This is a genomic window from Sphingorhabdus lacus (genome assembly GCF_009768975.1).
Taxonomy (GTDB): domain Bacteria; phylum Pseudomonadota; class Alphaproteobacteria; order Sphingomonadales; family Sphingomonadaceae; genus Sphingorhabdus_B; species Sphingorhabdus_B lacus.
In genome coordinates this window covers 2,360,530-2,383,203 of sequence record NZ_CP035733.1, presented here as the reverse complement: position 1 = coordinate 2,383,203, position 22,674 = coordinate 2,360,530, and the positions used below count along the sequence as shown (strand labels likewise).

The window sequence follows — 22,674 nt, the reverse complement described above, 5'->3', positions numbered from 1 at the left end:
GCTCAGTTGAGCTTGATGCTCAATCCAATGCCACCGGCAAAATCCGCGCTGTTGCTATTGAGCCCGGTGGAGCCGAATATGGACAGGTTCATTTTGCTGTTGAGGCGCGCACTGGCCCAGGCTGTCACGTCGCTATTGGCAGGGTTGCCTGCAAAAGTGGCTTCCTGCCAGTCATAGTCCGCACCCAGGGTGATGGCTTTTCCGGCTTTGATGCTCGCACCGCCGCCTGCACCCCATGTGCTGCGGATCAGGGAACCTGTCGGTTTGCCTGCAAATTTACGGCGGCCGTGAATGTAGAATGTTGCCGGACCGACCGACTTTACAAAATCCAGGCCGGTCGTGACGTCGACTTCGCCCGTGCCCAACCGCTTTGCGGTGGATGCCGTCGGCACTTTGACCTTGCCGGTTGCATCAATGTAAAAGTCGGATCCCAGATCGAAAGAATAAGTAGCGGAAATAACAACGTCGCCAAAACCGCTTCGTTTGGAACTGACGGGAACGCCGGTGCTATCGTCGATTTCCACACCGCCAGATCCGGAGTTTCCGGAGCCCGAATTGGAGCTTCCATGTCCGCTATTACCGGATCGCCCCGAGCCGCTGTTCGAACCACTGCCGGACCCTTCGGGTGTCTGGATAAGCGAACCCGGACCATCTACGCGGACATAGGGAACCGAAACCCGGATGCTGAAATTTCCCTTGGTATATTTCAATCCAATTGGCGCAGAGACGACCTTGGTGTCGTCGATCTCGCCATAGCTTCCCGTTGAATAGTTCAAGCCGGTCGATAACCGCCAGCTTTCAGGTGAGGAGTCCTCATCTGCCTTTTGTTGTTCATTGGCAAAGGCTGGCGCTGAAAAGGCAGCGGACATGGCCAATGTTGTCGCAGCCACCATGGCTGGCTTGAAAAGATTCTTAATCATATAAATTCCCCCGGACGACATAACCTGAAATTTTGTTGCTTCATGTCATGTCGAAGAATTAGAAAAAAGTAAAAAGGGTTATCCCCTTTGTCAAACGGCCCTGGAAAGTAGCTATCCTTCCAGGGCCGCCCGGCGACCCGAAACTCAGCTCGGATCGTCGCTGCCGCGACCTCGTCCGCGACGGTCATCGCCGGGGGCGTCATCACCACCGCGACCGCGACCACGTCCACGTTCTCGACCTCGTCCTTGTCTGTCATCTGCAGCTGCATCATCCGAGCGACGCGACCGACGCGCACTGCTGTCATCTTGCGTCCGCTCCAGCTTGTCGCCGCGGTCCTTGACCGATTTGTCATCGGCGTCGCGACTGCGACGATCATCGCCAGGTTCATCATCGCAACCACGGCATTGCCGCACATGGCCTGCCGGATCGTCAGCGCCCCGGCGTGCGGAAAGGCTGCTGGCTGTGAACACGGTGGCGCAAACGACCGCCGTGCAAACACTCATTTTCCAAAGTGTTTTCAATTTTCGTCTCCCGCTTGATAGCGTCGACCAAAGTGCCGACGGATCAACAACGGGAGAGATCAGGCTTTATTCCCGGCGCCGTGCAGGAACGTCAGTTTTTTACCCAACCCTCTGAAATTGCATCCATTTCATTTTCGCGGCTCAGCGGATCTCCGGCACCCAAGCGGCCGTAGGTCGCATCCAGCGATGCGGCATCCTGACCAGCGGCTGTCCGAATTTCGCTACTTGAAGGCAGCGCTCCGCCACCTTTGACCAGCGCTTCGATCACCCATATGTTGCCGGACTTGCACGCCACGCCCTGCTCGCCGCTCCCTTGGCCTTCCAGCGCGAATTCGCGGCAAAAACGGCCATCGCCCGCCTTGAAAGACAGGATAGGGGTCAGTTTCTGTTGATCGTTAAGCGCCACCGATGTCCCGGAAGCCGAGCCGTCAAGCGCGGATTGGAATAAGGGTTCGCTCCCGATGCCTTCCGGTTTTGATGTCCAGAAACTGCCGACCGCAATCGCCACGGCAACGCTTGCGGCGATTGAACCTGCAATGGCCCAGCGCCTTTGCGGTGAAGCTACATTGTCGTTTTGCGCCGTCCCCGGCGACCGCTTTGCCGCGCCTATCGCGATCACATTGCTGTCGGCACTATCGGCCGGAACGTCGGCAAGGCCGAGACGTTCCAGCAGTGCGCCCGACACGTGATCCGCTTCGGGCGTTGTGAAGGCTTGCTTCAGCAGTGCGTCATTGCGCTGCCATCTTTCGACGATCGCTGCCAATTGTGCGTCTCCCTCCATCTCCCGTTCAAACGCCGCTGCCTCGGTGGGCGTCATAGCTCCACCCAGATAGGCGCTCACCCGGTCCTGTTCGCTGTCCATGTCTTTTGCCCCGCTCATTCCGCTTTGCCATTCAGATAGAGGTCAATTGCCTGGCGTGCCCTTGAAACCCGGCTCATGACGGTCCCCATGGGAAGATCGAGGATATCCGCAACTTCCCGGTAGGATCGTCCGTCAATCACCACGAGAGCCAGCACAATGCGCTGTTCATCGGGTAATGCCGCCATCGCTTTTTGTGCATGTGCAAGTTCGGAACGCGTTTCGACGACTGTCCGCCCGTCTTCACCTGAAAGGTCCGCCAATTCGTCGACATCTACCTTTTGACCCCTCCGTGCTCCTTTTCGGACGGCATCAATGTGGAGATTTTGCGCGATGCGGAACATCCAGCTTTCGAGACTGGTCCCTTCCTGCCATTGCTCTATCCGTGTCAAAGCCCTTTCTACTGTTTCCTGCAACAAATCGTCACAGCTGTCATTGCTGCCGGTGAGCGCCATGCAAAAACGGCGCAAGCGCGGCAGGAACGCTATTATGCGCGGCTTGACGTCCACATCGATTCCGTTGCGGCTTTGCACTCTAACGTTCACTCCCCAAAACGACGCCTTGCACAGTTTATTCCTTGTTAGGCACTAAATGTTACTAGGCGCATGGATAATAAGACTTTTATTTATTCATTGGCCAGTGGAATAATTGCTATGATAAAGCGTTGTTGGGCTAGACATTCACCCGTTTACGGACTGCAAAAATGACAAATCCCAAAGCTGCGCCACGTCGCCTGATCACCATGACATTGCTCTGTGCTTTGGCCTGCTCGACTTTATATGCGCGCGGCGGTTCGCGGGAAGATCGCATGGACCGTGTGGATCCAAACGAACAGCGGGACTTCGACCGGGCGCAACAACGCGCGGCGGAGGAGAAGGTGAAAGAATTCTCCGGCAAACAGAGCCGCGAAACCAAAGAGGATCAGAATCGTACCAAAGACGTGACCGACGCTGAAAAGCGGGCGGCAAAAGAGGCCGAAGACGCCGCGAAGGATGCAGAAGACGCAGCGGAGGAAGCCGCAAAGGAAGCTGAAGAGGCTGCTGAAGAAGCAGCTGAGGCCGCCGAGGAAGCTGCGGAAGAGGCGGCTGAAGCGGCTGAAGAGGCGGCGGAAGCGGCCGAAGAACATCGTGGCTCGTCCGAATCCATGCGCGATCTTGCAAGTTCGGAGAGCCCGGATCAGGACAAGCACGGTTTTCCTGTTCGCCGGGGTGAAATTGTGGCGCTCGACTTGCGCGATGCCACCCTCGCAAGCGCACAAGCGAAAGGTTTTGCCGTCATTGAACGCACGCCACTTGCGGCGCTGGACAGCACGGTCACACGGCTATCCATTCCCAAGGATATGGATACGCAAACCGCCTTGGCTACCATGCGGGCAATCGATGCTGAGGGCGCGTTTGACCTTACCCATTATTACGCGATGCAATTTGCCACCCAGGGCGTCGGGACGGGCGCGAAGCCAGGCAAGATTGCCAGCCGCAAGGGCAATTTGAAAATCGGAATGATCGACACGGGCGTGACGGCACATCGGGTGTTGAGCGACACCAGCCTGCAACAGCGCGATTTTGGTGATGGCAAAACTGCCGGCCCGACCGAACATGGCACGGCGATCGCATCTTTGCTTGCTCGCGATGGGGCAAGCCAGATTTACGCTGCGAACATCTTTCGCGGCAGTTCGACCCGGCCCTTTACCTCCGCCGACGCCATCGTGCGTGCGCTTGACTGGATGGTCGGACAGGATGTGCCCGTCATCAACATCAGTCTGGCCGGACCGCGCAATAAGATTTTGGATAAACTCATCTCACGCGCCGTCAGCAAAGGCCATGTGATCGTTGCCGCTGCCGGCAATGGCGGTCCGACGGCACCTCCGGCCTATCCTGCCGCGCTGCCTAATGTTGTTGCCGTCACGGCGGTCGACCGTAAACTGCAGGTCTACCGCTATGCCAATCAGGGGGGTTATATTACTGTTTCCGCATATGGCGTGGATGTTGCCGCAGCGGCCCCGGGAGGAGGCATCGGAAGCTATAGCGGCACCTCTTTCGCAACCCCGCATATCGCGGCCTGGCTTGCGCGCTGTGCGAAATCAATCAACAGCACGACCCGTGCAAAATGCATTTCCGCCCTTGCCAAAAGTGCCAAGGATCTTGGCGCACCCGGTAAGGATGAAATCTATGGCCTGGGGTATATTTCGTAACATATGAATATCATAGACTTAATGATGTTACGATAATTGAAGCTATCGACAATCGACGAATTGCTTCGCGAGCATTTATCCTGAACAAATGTCTGCATCGTCCAACGAAGCTGACGCTAGCCTAGATCGGCAGAGCCACCAAAATTTCCCAATAATTTGAGTGCCCATCTTTGGTGTCTGGATCGACGCAGATCGCGGATTTGTTGTCGACCAAAGTGCCGAAGGTGTTTACTGCGTCACATCTTTAAAGCGACCCGGCAAGGTTTACTTCGCAAACTTTCCAGCCATAGCGACGATATCATCGAGCGGATTGCCGTCACCGTCTATGTCGAGCATCGACGCCAGTCCACCCAAGCCGCTGGTGGCAGGTTGTGCTTTTTGACCTCCGCCCAGAGCGCCACCCAAAACATCGCCAAGCATGCCGCCCAAACCGCCGCCGCCAGATGCCTGACTACCGCCGCCAAGCATGCCGCCGATGAGACCGCCAAGTCCACCTGCGTCCTGACCACCGCCCGCAATGCCACCGCTTTGCTTGGCCATGTAACCGGCGACCAGCATCGCAAGTATCGGCAACATCTTTTTCAGAAGCGATGGGTCGATGCCGGTCTGGTCAGAAGCATGGGAGGCGACGCTGCGGCTGACATCTTTAGACCCGAATATCTGGCCGAGCACGTCGTTGCCTTTCTCCACCGGCGTCGGCTCTGGTGATATGACCGAGTCGAACAGTCCGCCGCCACCCAACTGGCCCAGCAAACCGCCCAACCCTTCAAGCCCGCCCGGCTGTGCCTGTGTCGTTTTCTTGAAGCCACCCAATATTGCGGGCAGCAATGCTGCCGCACCCGTTTCAGCAACTTGCTCGTTAACGCCAAGCTGCTGAGCAACTTGGCCGATAGCACCGGTCTGTTTCAAGATGCTGGCAATATCCATGTCGACGTCCTCCGCAAGATTTGGAAAAGAGTGCGCCTAATTGGTGACATTGGCAAGACAGCCCAACCCAGCAAATGCTTGGAAATCAGCGAATTTACATTCTAGCCGGAATCACATTTCCTTAAATTCACAACAGCGGCACATGGTCCTGCAACGCTCGACACGGAAAATGTTGCCCGTCGAGCACCAATTGCCCCTTGTCGAAGCCGAATTTATTTTGCGGGTGGCGAGTCTACTGTCATAGTCGCGCAATACAGGAGGAATTGATGCTCGAAATCAGCGGTATAAGCCATGTCTATGCGAACGGAACACGGGCGCTCGATAATGTAAGCCTGTCGATACCGCGTGGCATGTATGGCCTGCTCGGTCCCAATGGTGCGGGTAAATCGACGCTGATGCGAACAATCGCGACGTTGCAGACGCCGACCGAGGGCACAATCCGGTTCGGCGATCTTGATATATTGGCAACCCCTGAGGAGCTTCGCAAAAAGCTTGGTTACCTGCCGCAGGATTTCGGGGTGTATCCGCGCGTAAGTGCGTTCGACATGCTCGATCATATGGCTGTGCTCAAGGGCATCGCGAACAAGGGCGAGCGCAAGGCCGTCGTTGAAACGCTGCTGAACCAGACCAATTTGTGGAACCACCGTAGCAATTTCATCGCGGGTTTTTCGGGCGGTATGCGGCAACGGTTCGGCATTGCACAGGCGCTGATCGGTAACCCGGAACTGATTATCGTCGATGAACCGACTGCGGGCCTCGACCCCGAAGAGCGCAACCGGTTCCTGAACTTGCTGGCGGGCATTAGCGACAATGTCGTGATTATATTGTCGACCCATATCGTTGACGATGTCGCCGACCTTTGCCCGCGCATGGCGGTGCTGGCGGGCGGCAAAGTGCAACTTGAAGGCGCGCCGCTCGATCTCATCGCCGACACTAAGGGGCGCATCTGGAAAAAGACGATCGCCCGAGACGAGCTTGAGGCGCATCAGCAACAATATCAGGTGATTTCGACCCGGCTCTTCGCCGGACGTACGATAATCCACATCCTTGCCGACAATAAGCCCTCGGGTTTCGACGATGTCGAGGCCGGACTTGAAGATGTGTACTTCACCACGCTCGCTGACCTGCGCCGCGCGGCTTAAGGGGGAATAGACATGCTATTTGGCGTCGCGCGTTTCGAACTGCGCTACCAGCTCCGCAACCCGGTTTTCTGGGTTTCGATGATCATGTTTTTCCTGCTGGGCTTTGGCGTGACGGCGAGCGAAAATGTCAGCATCGGTACGCCAGGCACAGTGCATGAAAATGCGCCTTTTGCCATTGCTTCGATGATAGCGCTTGCCTCGCTATTTTACCTGTTTGTCATTACTTCCTTTGTCGCCAATGCAATCGTGCGCGACGACAGCAGTGGTTTCGGGCCGATCGTCAAGGCGACTGCGGTGGGCAAGCGTAACTATGTGATAGGCCGGTTTCTAGGCGGCCTGGGCATTGCCATTCTCGGCTACCTCGCCATTCCGCTTGGAATGTTCATAGGATCGAGCATGCCGTGGGTGGACCCCGAAACTGTAGGGCCGCAAAATCCAGCCTTCTACATGTGGCCCTATCTCATCCTTGCCGTGCCCAATATCATCCTTGCAAGCAGTCTGCTGTTCGGCATGGCGACGATAACCCGTTCGATGTTGTGGAGCTATATCGGCGTTGTCATTTTCGTGATGGGCTATCTGGTTGCCACAACGATTTTGGGATCGAAGGTCGAATATCAGCAGTTGATGGCGCAGTATGAACCGCTCGGTTTCGGCGCTCTGGCGGAAGCGACGCGCTACTGGACCGCGGCCGATATGAATTCGCGGCTGCTGCCGCTCGACGATAATGTCCTTTTCAATCGCGGGCTGATCATTGCGATTGCCGCTGTGTTGCTGGCGCTGACATATTGGCGTTTCTCGATGGAGGAACGCGCGCCTTCCAAAAGACGGCTGAAGAAGTTGGCGCGGCAACAGGCATCGGAAACCGAAGCGCCCCCGAGCCAGCTCGCCGGGATGCATGCAACGCAGCGTTTCGACGGCGCTACCACGCGCGCGCAGTTTATGGTCCGCTTGAAAACAGAGATCATGCAGGTGCTGCGTAGCCCCGGCCTGATCGTCCTTTTACTGCTCGCCGTCATCAACACAGCGGCTGGGCTTTGGCTGACGCAGACGACCTATGGCACACCCTCGCATCCGCTGACCGCCCAGATCATCAGTAATATCATTGATGGATTTGCGATTTTCCTGCTGATCATCGCCGTCTTCTATGGCGGCGAGCTGGTCTGGCGGGAGCGTGACGTAAAGATCAGTGAAATAATCGACTCAACGCCAACTGCCAATTGGGCAATCACCATCCCAAAGGTGCTTGCGATCTTTTGTATATTGCTGCTGCTGAATATGGCCGCGATGGCAACCGGCCTGATATTCCAAACGATCAAGGGCGCATCCGAATATGGCATAACAAGCTATGTCGGCTGGTTCATCCTGCCTGTTACGGTCGAAATGCTCATGATTGCGGTCCTCGCCGTGTTCTTTCAAGCGCTCAGCCCTAATAAATATGTCGGATGGGGCTTGTTCTTTGCCTATTTCATCGCCGGGATTTTCCTCAACAATATGGGCTATTCCAACGCACTATACCGTTATAGTGTGAACCCGGCCGAGCCGCTGAGCGACATGAATGGCGCGGGCGGTTTCAGCTATGGCGCTTGGGTGCTACGCAGCTATTGGCTCGCTTTTGGCGTTATCCTGTTGGTCATTGCCCATCTCGTCTGGCCGCGCGGAACCGATACACGGTGGCGTTCGCGGCTGAAGCGCGTTCGCCCGGGGTTGCGCGGCGCGCCCCTCGCGTTGATCGGGGCAGCGGTGGTCGCGATGATCGGAACTGGCGGTTATGCCTATTACAACTTCAAAATTCTCAACCGCTATGAAACCAGCGATGAGGCAGAAAAATTTCAAGCCGATTATGAGCGGACCTATCTGAAATATGAAAATCTGCCACGCCCCGTCGTCAAGTCGGTCAAGCTCGATGCGCAGATTTTTCCTAAAGAACGCCGGATGGATGTCACCGGCAATTATGTCCTGCGCAACGAAACTGCGGCGCCGATTTCCGAAGTTCATGTCCGTCAGGGCGGGCGCGATGTCGAATATCGCAAACTCGCTTTATCGGGCGCGAAGCTGGTGAAGGATGACAAGAAATTTGGCTATCGGATTTTCCGCTTCGACGCCCCTTTGCAACCGGGCGGCGAGGCAAAGCTCGATTTCAATTCGCGTATCCACCACAAGGGCTTCCGCAACGGCCAGCCTGAAACGCAGGTCAATTTGAATGGAACCTTCGTCAACAATTTCGAATTCGCGCCCATCATCGGCATGAACCGCAACGGCACGCTGCAGGACCGGACAGTCCGGCGTCGTCAGGGGTTACCCGCCGAACTTCGTACGGCGAAGCTCGAAGACCTCAGCGCCACCCGCGAGAATTATGTGCGTACCGATTGGGTGATGTCGGATATCACTGTCACCACCGATGCCGACCAGACGCCTATTGCGCCCGGCCGCCAGCTTTCCGACGAGACGAAAAACGGAAGGCGCACTGCGCACTTCGTCACCAGCGCGCCGATCCACAATTTTCTCTCGATTCAATCGGCGCGCTACAAGCTCACCGAACGCACGCATGACGGCGTAAAGCTGTCCATCTATCACGACCCGCGGCACGAATGGAATGTGCCGGCAATGCTGAATGCGCTGGAGGCTGGCCTCGATTATTTCCAGAGCAACTTTGGCCCCTATCAATTCGACCATGCGCGCATCATCGAATTTCCGGGTTACCAAAGCTTTGCGCAAGCCTTCGCAGGGACCATGCCTTATTCGGAAAGTATCGGTTTTGCCGCTGATGTCACCGACAAGGATTCAATCGACTACGTCACTTATATCACCGCCCATGAGCTCGCGCACCAATATTGGGCGCATCAGGTGGTCGGCGCAGACATGCAGGGGCAGACGGTCACGTCAGAAACATTGGCGCAATATTCGGCGCTGATGGTGATGAAAAAACTATATGGCGAGGACAAGATTCGCCGTTTCCTGAAATATGAGCTCGACAATTATCTGGGCGGACGAAAGGGCGACGCGGTTGGCGAACAACCGCTCTATCGTGTCGAAAATCAGGGCTATGTCCATTATCGCAAAGGGTCGCTGGTAATGTACTTGCTGCAAGAGCGGCTGGGCGAGGCGGCGGTGAATCGCGCGTTGGCACGTTTCATCCAGACCTGGAAATTCAAGGGTGCGCCATTCCACCGTTCGGTCGATCTCATTGCCGAATTGCGCAAGGAAGCGACCACGCCCGAACAACAGGCGCTTATTACCGACCTGTTCGAGAAGATCACAATTTATGATTTAAAAGCGAAAGAGGCCAAGACGGTAAAGGCTGCGAACGGTCTTTGGCAGACCTCGATCCGCGTCGAAGCAGCCAAATATTATGCCGATGCCAAGGGGAACGAAAAGGCCGCGCCGCTGGGGGAATCCATCGAAGTCGGTCTGTTCGGGGGCCGCCCGGGCATAGGTGCGTTCGGTAAAAAGGACGTGGTGATGATTGAGCGCAAGCCGGTCAAAAATGGCGTGCAGACAATTATCGTCACGTCGAAAACCAAACCTAAATTTGCCGGTGTCGATCCTTACAACTTCTACATCGACAAAAATTCGGACGATAATGTGGTGGGAGTGACCGGATAACGTTCCTTTTGCTGTTTGCGCATGCTGCAAAGCACGCCATACAGACGGCAGGGCAACTGGCGAGGGCAGCTTGACGATCGCACTTCTATTTTTGGGTCTATTCGGTCTCGGGTTCATATTGCATCTGACCCGGGCAGATATGCGATTTCTGCACCGGCGCATTACCGAATTGGAAGAGCGGATTGCCCTGCTTTCCGTGGCACCTTCGCCGGATCAGGGTTCCGATCTGGTTGCTGCCCCGACGCGCGTAGCGGCCAAGGCGCGACGGACGGCGGTCGTGACGAGTGTGCCGGTGACCCCAAAGCCCGCGGCTTCAGTATCTCCGCCTCCGCCGTTACCCCCACCGGTTCCTTCAGATCCGGAGGAAGACGAGCCGCAGCCTTCCCGGTTTGCCGATATCAGCTTTGAATCGCTGATTGGCGGCAAGCTGCCTATCTGGGTCGGCGGTATTTCGCTGGTCTTCGCCGGATTTTTCCTCGTTCGTTACACCATAGAGGCCGGGCTATTCGGTCCCGGCGCACGCTCGGTAACCGCAACAATTTTCGCGCTGGCAATGATAGCGATGAGCGAATTGGGCGGACGGTTGCCGAAGGTCGGTGCGTCGTTCACGGCCGATCCCCGGATAGCGCAGAGCCTCGCCGGGGCGGCGGTCGCGACACTTTATGGCACCTTATATATGGCGGCCGAGATTTATGGATTATTGGGGGTCGGCACCGCCTTCGCCCTTGTTGTGGTTACCACGATCATCGCCTTCACTCTTTCAATGCGGCACGGACCACCGACCGCGCTGATGGGTTTGGTTGGAGGTTTTGCCGCACCTTGGGTGGCAGGTCTGGGGGCCAGCAATCTGCCCACATTGCTGCTATATCTCGCGGTGTTCATGGCCGCGCTTTTCGGCCTTGCGGTTTGGCGGCGCTGGTTGTGGCTTTTGGTGCTGGCGTCGGGGGGCGGTCTCGCGTGGAGCTTTGCGATGCTGGCCACCGCCAATGGCGACCTTGGCCTGCTGGGCGGGTTCATTGCGGTGACCGGCGGTGGGGCGATCTTGGCGGCCAAGCGCTTTGACGATGGAAACGGCCCATGGGCCTATCTCGCGCGCTATGCACCAATGGCGCTCGCGCTGGTGCAGCTCATCATGCTCATGCCCAAAATGGATTTTTCGGTCTTGAGCTGGATATTCTATTTCGCGGTGTCGGCGCTCGCCATTTTGCTTGCGTGGCGTGACAAGCTGCTGTTCCCGTTGGTGGCCTTGGCGCTGGTGCTGGCCATCGGCCCGCTCAGCCTCGCATGGGACGAAGCTGGCGCGTCCAGTTCCAATATCGCCATGACCCTTGCTGTTGCCGCGCTGTTCGGCATTGCCGGCCATGTGCGTGGCCGATCGTCAGACGAGATGGCGCTCGGATGGATCATGGTCGGCCTGTTTGCGCCACTTTTATGCTGGTTCACGGCCTTTCTCTCGCACAGCAGCGATTCGGATTATGTCTGGGCGGGGCTCGCGTTGCTGTGTGCGGCGCCTGCGGTTTGGACGGCGTGGGAATGGCATGCGAAGCCGCGCAATTCTGCCGTGCAGCCTTGGGCCACAGGCGCGGCTGCGCTCATGCTGTGGGTGGCGGCAATATTGTCGATCGATAGTGACTGGTCGGCCAGTTACAGCGCGGTCGTCGCCCTTGGGGTCGCTGCATGGGCGCGCATCACGGGCGGCAAATGGGAAGAACGGCTGCTTTGGATTCCGCTCGGCATGGCGATGCTTTTGGCGTGCGGCTACTCCTACCGCTTTTTCGGCGCCATCGGCGCATCACTATCCGGTGAAGGGGCAGTGCTGAAATATCTGCCTGCTGTCGGCGCGGGCTTGCGCGAGACATTGTTGCCCAGCTTGCTGATCGCCGCAGTGGCGTGGACGCCGGTCTTTGCGGCCGGCCGCAGGACACGGGCTCTCGCGCTCGCCTTGGGTGGAGCCGGGGTGGCGGCTGTCATCTGGTTGTTGGCAAAGCAGGTCGCGGCTATTGTTTCGCCGTCCGATTTCATCCGCCTCGGTTTTGCCGAGCGGGCGGTGTTCACGCAAATGATCTTCGCAGCCGGCTGGCTGTCGCTGCGCCAGCATGCCCGGCAGCCCGACTGGCCCTATGTACGCATGGCCGGACTGTTTCTGGTTGGTCTCGGCCTGTTCCGCGTGATCTGGTTCGATCTTGCCCTGCACAATCCTGCGCTGGACCCGCAGGCCGTAGGCCCTGTACCGGTCGCGAATTTGCTGACCGGCCATTTCGCGCTCGTCGCGATGTGGCTCTGGCTGATCGCCCGCGAGGGTTCGGAACATTTGCGCGTGCCGGTGCAATGCTCGAGCCTTGCCATGATGGTGATCACGACCTTGGGTTCCATCCGGCAGGCCGTGCAGGGTAGCTTGGTGTCCGGGGCCGGCATCGAAACCGGGGAGAATTATCTCTATTCCGCAGGCCTGCTGGCGCTGTCTATCGTCTGGCTCTTCCTTGGCATTTCCCGAGCGTCCAAATTGCTGCGGATCGCCGGTCTTGTTCTGCTGACGGTGGTGACCCTGAAGGTATTTCTGGTCGATGCGGCGGCGTTAACGGGCGTACTGCGGATCCTGTCGTTCCTCGGCCTTGGCATAGCCTTGATCGGGATCGGCTGGGCCTATGGACGGGTGATGGGACTGTCGGTTCCCGGCACCGAAGCGGCCGAAGCGCCCGAACGCCGATAGAGGTTAATGCGCGATGCGGGTGGGGTAGGCGACGCCCGCGGTGTCCGGCTGCACTGCGCCAAGCGGTGCGTGCGGGCTGGCGTAATCCAGCAACCATTCCTGCAGCTCGGTATATTTCAGCGGGTGGCGGAATTTGATGCCCGCGCGGTCGCCGTCGGTCCAGGCGACGGTTGCGTGGTGCGAGGATATGCCGTCGGCGATCAGCTTGACGACATGGCCTGCGCGCAACTTGGTCCGGGGTGGCAGGTCGCACAGGCCCGCGCCGGACAAGCCGATATCGAACATCGAGCAGGAAAAGCAGCCGCCATCGGTCACAAGGACCACATTGGCCGCGCATTGGTAGCGTGGCGGTCTTGGCTTACGGCGATCAATCCGGCTTTCCGAACGCATCAGAAAGCGCGATACGTCGATTGCCGCATCGAACTGTATGCCTGCATTGCCATCCTTGGCCCACATGACCCGACCGGTCATCTTCAGGTCGGACCGCAGTTCCAGCGCCAACAGCGCCCCCTGTTTGAGCGCCATGTTCGTCTCAATTCGGGCGCCCATCGACGAGATGTTGCGGATGCGGCAGATGGTCTGGGTGTCGGCGCACGATAATTTGGCAATCAGCATGACGGCGATATGCCGCGCGCTGGCACGGCGTTCCACGACCTGAATGTCGGGTTCGGCTGCTGCGGCTTCTAGCATATCTTGGCTCCATCATCTTGCGCTCGCCCCCAAATGGGGCAGCGGCATCTATGGTTAACGGCACGGTCCCTGTTTTCTTTAATCATATTGCCGAACGTCGTTCGCCGAAGCCCGCATCCCGATCATCGAAGCGTCAATGCGGCCTTGCCGACGGGCGCTAGGCATGACAGCATAAGAAAAATTCTGTCAGGGGATCCAATCATGAACCGTATCTTTAAATCAGCCTTGCTGCTGGGCGCCGCCTTTGGTCCGGGCCTCGCCTTTGCGCAGACTCCGCCGGCCGAAGAAAAGCCCGTCAAATGGGATGTCGCTGCCCCTCCAGGTTTGACCGTGCGGCAGGTGCAGATCGACACCGCCGAAGGGTCCTGGATGAATCTCGACGTCAGCCCCGATGGCAAGACGCTCGCGTTCGATCTGCTTGGCGATATCTACACCCTGCCGGTCAGTGGCGGCACGCCCACCCGCATTGCCGAGGGCCTGCCTTTCGAAACACAGCCACGCTTTTCGCCCGATGGCCGGCGTATCGCCTTCACCTCGGATCGGGGCGGCGGCGACAATATCTGGATCATGAATGCCGACGGCAGCGACAAGCGCCAGTTGACCAAAGAAGACTTCCGCCTACTCAACCAGCCGAGCTGGAGCCCGGATGGCCGCTTCATCGCGGCGAAAAAGCATTTCACCACCGGCCGCTCGCTCGGCACCGGTGAAGTCTGGCTCTACCATGTGTCTGGCGGTGCAGGCGTGCAGTTGGTCAAAAAGCCCAATGAGCAGCACCAGAAGGAATTGGGCGAGCCGATCTATGCCCCCGACGGCAAGAGCATCTATTATACCCGCAACATAACGCCCGGCCCTATTTTCCAATATGCGCAGGACAGCAACGGCCAGATTTTCGACATAGAAAGCTATGATCTGGAGACCGGAAAGACCGAAACCGCGGTTGCAGGTACAGGCGGTTCGGTGCGACCGACGCCATCGCCCGATGGCACGAAGATCGCCTTCGTCCGCCGCGAACGTACCAAGTCGAAGCTCTACGTCAAGGACATGTCCACCGGTGAAGAGCGCAAGATTTACGACGCGCTGGATCAGGATGTGCAGGAAACCTGGGCCGTGACCGGCGTTTATCCCAATATGGACTGGTCGCCCGACAGCAAGAGCATCTATTTCTGGGCGGGTGGCAAGATCCGCAAGGTCGATTGGCCAAGCGGCACGGCAACGGAAATACCCTTCCGCATTGCCGACAGCCGCGATGTCATCGACCCGCCCCGCCCACCGATCGAGGTGGCCCCGGCCAGCTTCAACACCAGCATGCCGCGTGGTGTCATGACGTCGCCCGATGGCCGCACTATAGTATTCGAAACCATGGGCAAGCTTTGGGTCAAGCCCGCATCAGGCGGCGCGCCCAAGCGCCTGACCTCTGCCACCGATGAAATGGAAAGCTACCCCAGCTGGTCGCGCGACGGCAAAAGCATTGCCTATGTCGCCTGGACCGACAAGGGCCTGGGCGACATCCGCACCATCGCCGCATCGGGCGGTGCGCCGCGTAAGGTGACAACGCAACCGGGCCATTATGCCCGCCCGCGCTTTTCGCCCGATGGCCGGACCATTGTCTTTGAAAAGCAGCAGGGCGGCGGCCTGACCTCGCCCGCCCGTTCCGACCAGCCGGGCATCTACCGCGTCGCGACCGCCGGTGGTGCGGTGGTGCGCGTGCAGGACGGCGGGTCCGCCCCGCATTATGGCAGCAGCAACGACCGCATTTTCTACACTGAATCCGGCGCCAACAAGCGCCTTCTGGTTAGCGTCAATCTGGACGGTGAAGCCAAACGCACCCATGCGAGCGGCGAGCTGACGACCTTGTACGAAGTGTCGCCCGACGGCACCAATTTCGCCTTCCGCCAAAATTACGAGGCCTTTGCCATGCCGCTGATGCCCGGCACGCAAGAGGTCGGCGCAAGCCCTTCCGGCGGGCCGCTTCCCGTCACGCGGGTCAGCAATGGCGGCGCGGACTATATGCATTGGAGCAATGGCGGCGCGACGCTCAACTGGGCGATGGGTCCGGTGGTCTATGCCGCGCAAACCAGCGCCTTCTTCCCCTCCGCCCCGCTCGCCAAGGATGCGAAGCCTACAAAGTTCGAGCCGCCCAAAACCGGCATTTCGCTGTCCATGCCGGTCAAGGCCGACCGCCCCACCGGTCTGGTCGCCTTCACCGGCGCGCGCATTGTGACGATGGCGGACAAGAGCGGCGGGATCATCGACAATGGCGTCGTGCTCGTCGAAAATGACCGCATCAAGGCGGTCGGCAAGGCGGGCGAGATTGCCATTCCGGCTGGTGCCAAGACCGTCGACGTCGCGGGCAAGACGATCATCCCCGGACTGGTCGATGCCCACGCCCATGGCCCGCACGGCAGCGATGAAATGACGCCGCAGCAAAATTGGGTGAATATGCTCAATCTCGCCTTTGGCGTGACGACGCGGCACGACCCGTCGAGCAGCGCGGCGACCGTGTTCCCCGCGCTGGAAATGCAGCGGGCTGGGTTGATCATCGGTCCACGTTCCTTCTCGACCGGCGAGATTGTTTATGGAGCCAAAGCCGCCGACGTCTATGCGGAGATCAACAGCCTCGACGATGCGCTGGCCCATGTCCGCCGCCTGAAAGCGCAAGGCGCGCACAGCGTGAAAAACTACAACCAGCCCCGCCGCGAACAACGGCAACAGGTCGTGGCCGCCGCCTTGCAGGAAAATATGCGCTCTGTGGCCGAAGGCGGCTCGCTGTTCGGGATGGACATGAATCTGGTCGCGGATGGCAACACCACGCTCGAACATAATGTGCCGCTGGATGTCTTTTACGACGATGTGGTCCAATTCTATTCCAAGACGAAGGTTGGCTACACCCCGACGCTGGTCGTTACCTATGGTGGCCCTGCGGGTGACCCCTATTGGCGCTCGCACACCGATGTGTTCCGCCATCCGTTGATGGCGAAACATTATCCGCCCGCCGAACTCGCCGCGAACAATGCCCGGCGTGAGCTCGCCCCGGAAGAGGATTATGTCGACGACAACAACGCACGCGAGGCGCACAAGCTGGCCAAGGCCGGTGTGCCCGTCTCGATCGGCGCGCACGGGCAAGAGGCCGGCATCGCCGCCCATTGGGAGATATGGTCTTTCGTGCGGGGCGGCATGTCCCCGGTCGAGGCGCTTGCCGCAGGGACCATCGAATCCGCCCGCTCGCTCGGCTATGACCGGGATGTGGGATCGCTGGAGGCCGGAAAGCTCGCCGACCTTGTCATCCTCGACGGCGACCCCACCGCCGACATCCGCAACAGCGAAAAGGTCGCAAAAGTCATGATCGGTGGCCGCCTCTTTGACGCCGCCACGCTGAACGAGGAAGTCACCGGCACCCGCAAACGCCTACCCTATTATTGGGAGTAAGCAGGCAGGAGGCCAATGAAGTAAAACGGGGACCGCCCATTCAGGGACTGTCCCCAACCCCGCTCAGGCCGAAGTGCGTGATCACGTCATTCTGTGGGCTGCAAAACCGGAATGGTCGGTTCGCACGAAGACACGAAGACACGAAGGGAGAGGGGAGAAAGAGACAAGAAGCGATGCCACTTTAAAAAGCATCGTCACCCTGAACTTGTTTCACCTTCGGTGACTGCGTTTCAGGGTCCATTTGTCAGCCTATCCCTGCGCTCGTTATGACAAGCCAAGCCGTGAGGCGCAGTTGGTGAGGGGTTCGGACGATGAGGGTAACGCACTCGAATCACTCTGCGTCAATATGTCCCCAATAAGCACAAGTCCCCCAATCGCGTGCCAAAGCCCGCTCCACGGCCGGCTGCCAGCCCAGCCGAAACCTCTTGAAAACCAACGTTAAAAGTCAGATCAATGCATCTGAATTTTAACATAGCAATACAATGTTTACAAACATAGCACTACTATTTATAGGGAAGCGGAATCTGAATTGGGCATTCTATTCCCTGCACCCTGGTGCACGCCCTTTTTGTCAGATTGAACGCGACACGAAGGAGTATTGATAATGTTGATCACGAAAAAAGCATATCTGGCAGCCGCGCTCACCAGCGCGAGTCTCGCCGCACTAGCCATGCCGACCAGTGCTTGGGCTCAGGCTACGCCGAATGTAACCGACGAATGTGCGCCTGCAATAGAGTCTTCTGCGGGTTTGAATCCGGAGGCATTTGATCCGGTAACTGGCGCGCCTTTGAATGCAGGTGACATAATTCCTGACGCCGTTCAGTGCGGAATTGGGGCGACCGCATCTGGTAACGGGGCCTTGGCAATCGGTAATGGTGCTAACGCCGCTTTCGCTGATTCAACTGTAATTGGTACCGATGCAAGTGCAGCCGCACGAAATGCCACCGCCATCGGCGCACGCGCGCAGGCGCTTTTTGAAAACAGTGTTGCAATCGGTGCGGATTCCATCGCAAATGAAGATGGCACAGTGTCCTTTGGTAAGGCCGCTGATCCCGTCACAGGTCTAGGGGGTGTAACCCGCAGACTAACTAACGTCGCTAACGGCACCGCAGCAACCGATGCTGTCAACGTTGGGCAGTTGAATGCCGCGGTGCTTGGGGTGGTCGCGGGCGTAAATCCGCTTGTTTCTTTCGATACAACCACGGGTCCTGTCGCTGCGTTCGTCAGCGCTGGTTCGAACGCCATGGCCATTGGCAGTGGATCGGAAGCTGCGGGTGGTGATTCGGTCGCTGTTGGTAAAGCAACAGTTGCTACGGGCGATTTCTCCGTCGCTTTAGGAAGTGATTCATTAGCTCAGGGTAATGAATCAGTGGCCTTGGGAAACAAAGCTAAAGCGGAAAGCGATCGCTCGACGGCGGTCGGCGCTTCTGCTGAGGTTACTGACCTTTTTTCATCCGCAGTAGGTGCGTTTGCGAAGGCTGATGGTGTAAGGGCCACGGCCTTTGGTGACGGAGCTCTGTCCGAAGGTCTTCAAACACTTGCTGTGGGCTCTGATGCCAAAGTAAATGCGACCGACCGGGGCATTGCCATAGGTGGATTTGCCAATGTGGCGGCTGGTGCAACCGGGTCTATTGCCCTGGGTGCTGACTCGAACGTTGCTGCTGGGGTATTTGATGCCGTCGCCATTGGTTCTGATGCCGTTGCGGATCGTGCAAATACCGTTTCATTCGGTGCTGGGGTTGATGCAGTTGCGGGCGTACCCGTGGTCAAAGAACGTCAATTGGTCAACGTGGCCGCTGGCACCGCCGCAACCGATGCGGTAAACAAGGGGCAGTTGGATGCCGCGACGGTTGATGATGCTTTTATTGCGATAAGTGCCCCAGTGGGATCTACAGTCGCTACAGCAGCAAACACCGGAGCAATCGCGATCGGTGTCGGAACGGAAGCGAATGGGCTACAATCAACCGCAATGGGTAATTTTGCAAAAGCCAATGAGGTAAATTCAGTCGCGTTAGGTTCGACAGCTAATGCAGGCCTGACTGTATCGACGGCGACTCCATTGGCTGGAACTGCCCTTGGCGTTAAAGCGACGGTGCGGGGGGCCGCGAACAATTCCGTTGCTTTGGGCTTTGGTGCCATTGCAGAAGAGGCGGATGTGGTTTCCGTTGGCGGCGGACCCAATGTACTACCTAATGAAGGCCCCGCCACGCGCAAAATTGTGAATGTGACGGCGGGCACCGCCGCAACCGACGCTGTGAACAAGGCGCAGTTGGACGGCAGCTTTACCGCTGCGAACACCGACCTTACCGGGGTGATTGACGGTCGGTTTGACATCACTGCAAACTCGACATTTTCCAATGCTGTGGAAGGCGTGGTTTCGGCATTAGGGATTGGTGGCGCAGGCAATGCCTTTGTCGATGTTAATCCAGACGTCGTTGGTGGTGTTGTTTCGGCGGATGCGGATGCATCGGTTGCAGGCAGCGTTGCCATTGGCGGCGCAGCGACGGCCTCGGCGGCCAACAGCGTTGCCTTGGGTGAAGGTTCGGTGGCGGATGTTGCCGACACCGTTTCGGTGGGTAATGCCACGCTGAAGCGTAAGATCGTGAACGTAGCTGATGGTTCGGCCAACTCCGATGCGGCAACGGTAGGCCAATTGAATACGGCGACAGCGGTCAACAAATTTGTCGGCATTGACCGCACCAATTTCACCGCTAACAGCATCGTGGGCACCGACGCAGTCGCCTTGGGTGCCGGAACCAACGCCGCCGGGCTACGCTCGGTCGCCATCGGCAACGGGTCGATCACCGCGTCGGGCGATACCGATGTAGTTTCATTCGGGGGCAGTGATAAGCCCGGCGGCGCAGTCGGTGAAAAACTGACCCGCAGGTTGACAAATGTGGCGGCGGGCACCGGCGACAATGATGCCACCAATCTGGGTCAGGTCAAATTACTTATCGCAAATGCCGGTGTTGGTGGTGGGGTTGTTGTGCCAGCCAATGTCTTTGTGGCGGTAAAGGAAGTCGCCGGTGCGGCCCCTGCGGAAGCGGCGGTTGCAGGCACGATCGCCCTTGGAGGCGGGTCGAAAGCGACCCTGGCAGGTGCGGTAGCAGTTGGTGAGGGTGCAACCGCATCGGCAGGAAATGCGGCTGCATTCGGTGCTGGTGCAAATGTTGGTGCAAATGCGCTCAACAGTGTTGCATTGGGATCGGGGTCAGTCGCAAGTGAAGCCAATGCGGTGTCGATCGGTTCGGGCAAGACGGGCGATGCGTTCGCCACACGCAAACTGGTAAACGTTACCGCAGGCACTGCAGACACCGATGCAGTCAATGTAGCACAATTGAATGCCGTAAAAAGTGACCTTAAATTGGCCACCGATGACATTGGCATCCTTAAGGGTGATGTGCTGGCACTCAAAAATGCTGCCAATACTGGTGGCGCAGGTGGCGGTTTCCTCGCAGTAAAGCCCGCGACGGGTGCTGCTGCCGCGGTTGCGGATAAGGATGGCGCGATCGCGCTTGGCGGCAATGCACTAGCCGCAACCGAAAATGCGGTGGCAATCGGTACGGGCGCAACGGCCAAGGACGGCGCGGCTGTCTCCATCGGTCTGGGCAATACCGCTTCAGGCAATGGTGCGGTTGCCATTGGCGATCCCAACACCGCCACCGGCCAAGGTGCGGTTGCATTGGGCTTCACCAACACCGCCACCGGCCTTGCCGCGGTTGCGCTGGGTTCGGAAAGCCAGGCCGTCGGTGACAGCGCCTTTGCACAGGGTAATAAGGCAAAAGCTGTAGGCGTATCAGCCATCGCACTAGGTGAAGGCGCTGTTGCGCAACTTGATCCTGCACGTCCTTTGCCAACAGGCGCCAACGCTGACTCAAACATTGCCATCGGGCGCGGATCGCTTGCCAACGCTCAAACAACCATTGCTATCGGTAATGGTGCAATCGCGAATGACGAAGACGCAACAGTAGTCGGCGACAAATCGCAAGCAGGCTTTCACGCCACGGCCATTGGCGGTGAAGTGATCGCCAGCGGTCGTGGTTCGCAAGCTTTTGGTTGGCAGACTAACGCTACAGGTAATCTCTCGACGGCACTCGGCTTCCGGGCGAACGCGGTAGGCGGTAGCGCGATCACGGTCGGTGCCAATACCCGAGCAGAGGGCGCGAGTGCCACCGCGATCGGGGCAGGGGCTACGGCAAACTTCGCCAACAGCACAGCAATCGGAACGGGTGCAGTAACCACCCGTGCGGATCAGATCGTTCTGGGTCGCAAGGCGGTCACCGCAAATGGCGTAACCACGCCTGGCACCTCGGTTACCATCGCCGACATCGCTGCCAGCACGGCGGCGCAATCGGGTCCTACCGATGTCATGACTGTTGATGCTTTTGGTACGATCGGGCGGGATCCGTCGATCCGCGCGTCGATTTCGACGCTCAATGGCCAGGTTGCAAACCTGCAGAAGGGTCAGGAAGAGCTGTTCGACTTGGTAAGCTTCAACCGCAAGGAAGCGCGCCGTGGTATTGCGGCGGCCTCGGCCTTGACCGCGGCACCCATGCCGTCCGAACCGGGCAAAACCTCGTTCGTCGCTGGCACGGCCTTCTACCGCGGTGAAGGTGCCTTCAGCATGTCGTTCAACCACCGCCTGAATCTGGACATTCCGGTGGCTTTCGGCGGCGGCTTTGCGCACTCCGGCGGAAAGGATACCGTTGTCCGTGCGCACGTGGCAACCGAGTTCTAAATAACGGACGTTGGGTGGGGCACATTCTCACCTGACGATCCATCATGTTCGTGGTGCAGGGGCGCGTTGTAAAAAGGACTTGAGCAATCAAGGCGACCGTCCGTGCACCATATTCCGGAAAGCCGAAGCCAGCGAAAAGCAGGCTTCGGCTTTCCTATTTGCAACCTTGTTGAAGCGCGTTGCAATTTCGGAAATAACATTGTAACACTATTTATGAGCGTGCTGGGCGGACGATTCTTGGAATGTCCTTTCTGGCCGGAACTGAAATTCGGGTTGCGAAAAACCCGCGGAGCAAGAGTGAAGTGACCCAGTCCATGAGTAAGGAAGGCCGGATATATCGCCGGAAGAAGGCCTTTGCGTCGGTTGCCTATCGGGTGGCTGTGCTGGTCGTACTTTATGCACTATCGCTGTTCGGTTTCGCAACGCTAGGGCTGGCGCAGACACCCGCTCCACCGGCATTCCCGCAAACGGTGGCCCCGCAAAATCCGCTCTCAACCGTCCCGGTTCCCGGCGAACTGGAATTGGCAAAGCTGATCTGGGGAACGATTGCGGCGGTCGATAATGCCAACCAGTCGGGCAATTATTCCGTGCTGCGCGACCTTTCGGCGACGGGATTTCAGATCAACAACAATCCGGCGCGTCTGGCCGAGATATTCGCGACCCTGCGCGCGAGCAATATCGACCTGTCCAACGCTCTGTTGGTGGCACCATCCTATACCGCGCCGCCGCAGCTGGTGCAGCCGGATGTCCTCTACCTCAGGGGATATTTCGGCATTCGTCCGACGTCGGTCGAATTCGAACTTTATTATCAATGGATGGCCGGCAAGTGGCGTCTTTATGGCGTGTCGATCGTTCCGTTGCAGGTGGCTGGCGTCGCCCCGCCGCAGCAAGCCCGTCCGGCACCCGCGCCCGCCGCTGCGCCGGAAAAGAAACGGAACCGCTGAAC

General features: G+C 58.3%; 13 protein-coding genes. 7 read left to right on the top strand and 6 right to left on the bottom strand.

Going from position 1 to position 22,674, the window contains the following annotated elements:
• Positions 1-2: 2 nt before the first annotated feature.
• The 4 genes from EUU25_RS11145 to EUU25_RS11130 form a co-directional block, all read right to left on the bottom strand.
• On the bottom strand, positions 3-920 hold the full coding sequence (locus EUU25_RS11145) for a hypothetical protein (protein ID WP_158900999.1): 918 nt from the start codon (positions 918-920) through the stop codon (positions 3-5).
• Complete coding sequence (locus EUU25_RS11140; protein ID WP_222848786.1) at positions 917-1,420, bottom strand: hypothetical protein; 504 nt, start codon at positions 1,418-1,420, stop codon at positions 917-919. The genes EUU25_RS11145 and EUU25_RS11140 overlap by 4 nt, the downstream gene beginning before the upstream one ends.
• Positions 1,421-1,533: 113 nt before the next feature.
• Entirely contained in the window at positions 1,534-2,322 is a 789-nt protein-coding gene (locus tag EUU25_RS11135) for an anti-sigma factor family protein (protein WP_158900995.1), read from the bottom strand.
• Positions 2,319-2,846, bottom strand: a complete 528-nt coding sequence (locus EUU25_RS11130; RefSeq protein WP_246162691.1) for an RNA polymerase sigma factor — start codon at positions 2,844-2,846, stop codon at positions 2,319-2,321. Before EUU25_RS11130 ends, EUU25_RS11135 begins: the two co-directional genes overlap by 4 nt.
• A 158-nt stretch (positions 2,847-3,004) precedes the next feature.
• Between EUU25_RS11130 and EUU25_RS11125 the strand changes: the two genes are divergently transcribed.
• Positions 3,005-4,492 carry a S8 family serine peptidase gene (locus EUU25_RS11125; RefSeq protein WP_246162690.1) on the top strand — a complete coding sequence of 496 codons (1,488 nt, stop codon included), beginning with the start codon at positions 3,005-3,007 and terminating at the stop codon, positions 4,490-4,492.
• Between the two features lie 264 nt (positions 4,493-4,756).
• Here the strand turns inward: EUU25_RS11125 and EUU25_RS11120 are convergent, their stop codons facing one another.
• Positions 4,757-5,419, bottom strand: a complete 663-nt coding sequence (locus EUU25_RS11120) for a DUF937 domain-containing protein (RefSeq protein ID WP_158900993.1) — start codon at positions 5,417-5,419, stop codon at positions 4,757-4,759.
• A gap of 266 nt (positions 5,420-5,685) precedes the next feature.
• On the opposite strand from EUU25_RS11120, the gene EUU25_RS11115 reads away from it, so the two are divergent.
• The 3 genes from EUU25_RS11115 (at position 5,686) to EUU25_RS11105 (ending at position 12,874) form a co-directional block, all read left to right on the top strand.
• On the top strand, positions 5,686-6,561 hold the full coding sequence (locus EUU25_RS11115) for an ABC transporter ATP-binding protein (RefSeq protein ID WP_158900991.1): 876 nt from the start codon (positions 5,686-5,688) through the stop codon (positions 6,559-6,561).
• 12 nt (positions 6,562-6,573) lie between these two features.
• A complete protein-coding gene (locus tag EUU25_RS11110) occupies positions 6,574-10,164 on the top strand; it encodes an ABC transporter permease/M1 family aminopeptidase (protein WP_158900989.1) in 3,591 nt (1,196 codons plus the stop codon).
• A 70-nt stretch (positions 10,165-10,234) separates the two neighbouring features.
• On the top strand, positions 10,235-12,874 hold the full coding sequence (locus EUU25_RS11105; protein ID WP_158900987.1) for a DUF2339 domain-containing protein: 2,640 nt from the start codon (positions 10,235-10,237) through the stop codon (positions 12,872-12,874).
• A gap of 3 nt (positions 12,875-12,877) precedes the next feature.
• Here EUU25_RS11105 and EUU25_RS11100 read toward each other — a convergent pair whose 3' ends face one another.
• Positions 12,878-13,564, bottom strand: a complete 687-nt coding sequence (locus tag EUU25_RS11100) for a PilZ domain-containing protein (RefSeq protein ID WP_158900985.1) — start codon at positions 13,562-13,564, stop codon at positions 12,878-12,880.
• Positions 13,565-13,765: 201 nt separating this feature from the next.
• On the opposite strand from EUU25_RS11100, the gene EUU25_RS11095 reads away from it, so the two are divergent.
• The 3 genes from EUU25_RS11095 to EUU25_RS11085 all read left to right on the top strand — a co-directional run bounded on the left by EUU25_RS11095 (position 13,766) and on the right by EUU25_RS11085 (position 22,672).
• Positions 13,766-16,990 carry an amidohydrolase family protein gene (locus tag EUU25_RS11095; RefSeq protein WP_158900983.1) on the top strand — a complete coding sequence of 1,075 codons (3,225 nt, stop codon included), beginning with the start codon at positions 13,766-13,768 and terminating at the stop codon, positions 16,988-16,990.
• Between the two features lie 604 nt (positions 16,991-17,594).
• A complete protein-coding gene (locus EUU25_RS11090) occupies positions 17,595-21,728 on the top strand; it encodes a beta strand repeat-containing protein (RefSeq protein ID WP_158900981.1) in 4,134 nt (1,377 codons plus the stop codon).
• 314 nt (positions 21,729-22,042) lie between these two features.
• Positions 22,043-22,672: a hypothetical protein gene (locus EUU25_RS11085; RefSeq protein WP_158900979.1), complete on the top strand. Its 630-nt coding sequence runs from the start codon at positions 22,043-22,045 to the stop codon at positions 22,670-22,672.
• Positions 22,673-22,674 lie beyond the last annotated feature (2 nt).

What these genes read in the sequence shown, in the direction of transcription:
- EUU25_RS11135 (WP_158900995.1), bottom strand. Translation starts at nt 2,322, where the DNA reads ATGAGCGGGGCAAAAGACATGGACAGCGAACAGGACCGGGTGAGCGCC.
- EUU25_RS11145 (WP_158900999.1), bottom strand. Translation starts at nt 920, where the DNA reads ATGATTAAGAATCTTTTCAAGCCAGCCATGGTGGCTGCGACAACATTG.
- EUU25_RS11120 (WP_158900993.1), bottom strand. Translation starts at nt 5,419, where the DNA reads ATGGATATTGCCAGCATCTTGAAACAGACCGGTGCTATCGGCCAAGTT.
- EUU25_RS11085 (WP_158900979.1), top strand. Translation starts at nt 22,043, where the DNA reads ATGAGTAAGGAAGGCCGGATATATCGCCGGAAGAAGGCCTTTGCGTCG.
- EUU25_RS11090 (WP_158900981.1), top strand. Translation starts at nt 17,595, where the DNA reads ATGTTGATCACGAAAAAAGCATATCTGGCAGCCGCGCTCACCAGCGCG.
- EUU25_RS11115 (WP_158900991.1), top strand. Translation starts at nt 5,686, where the DNA reads ATGCTCGAAATCAGCGGTATAAGCCATGTCTATGCGAACGGAACACGG.
- EUU25_RS11125 (WP_246162690.1), top strand. Translation starts at nt 3,005, where the DNA reads ATGACAAATCCCAAAGCTGCGCCACGTCGCCTGATCACCATGACATTG.
- EUU25_RS11100 (WP_158900985.1), bottom strand. Translation starts at nt 13,564, where the DNA reads ATGCTAGAAGCCGCAGCAGCCGAACCCGACATTCAGGTCGTGGAACGC.
- EUU25_RS11095 (WP_158900983.1), top strand. Translation starts at nt 13,766, where the DNA reads ATGAACCGTATCTTTAAATCAGCCTTGCTGCTGGGCGCCGCCTTTGGT.
- EUU25_RS11110 (WP_158900989.1), top strand. Translation starts at nt 6,574, where the DNA reads ATGCTATTTGGCGTCGCGCGTTTCGAACTGCGCTACCAGCTCCGCAAC.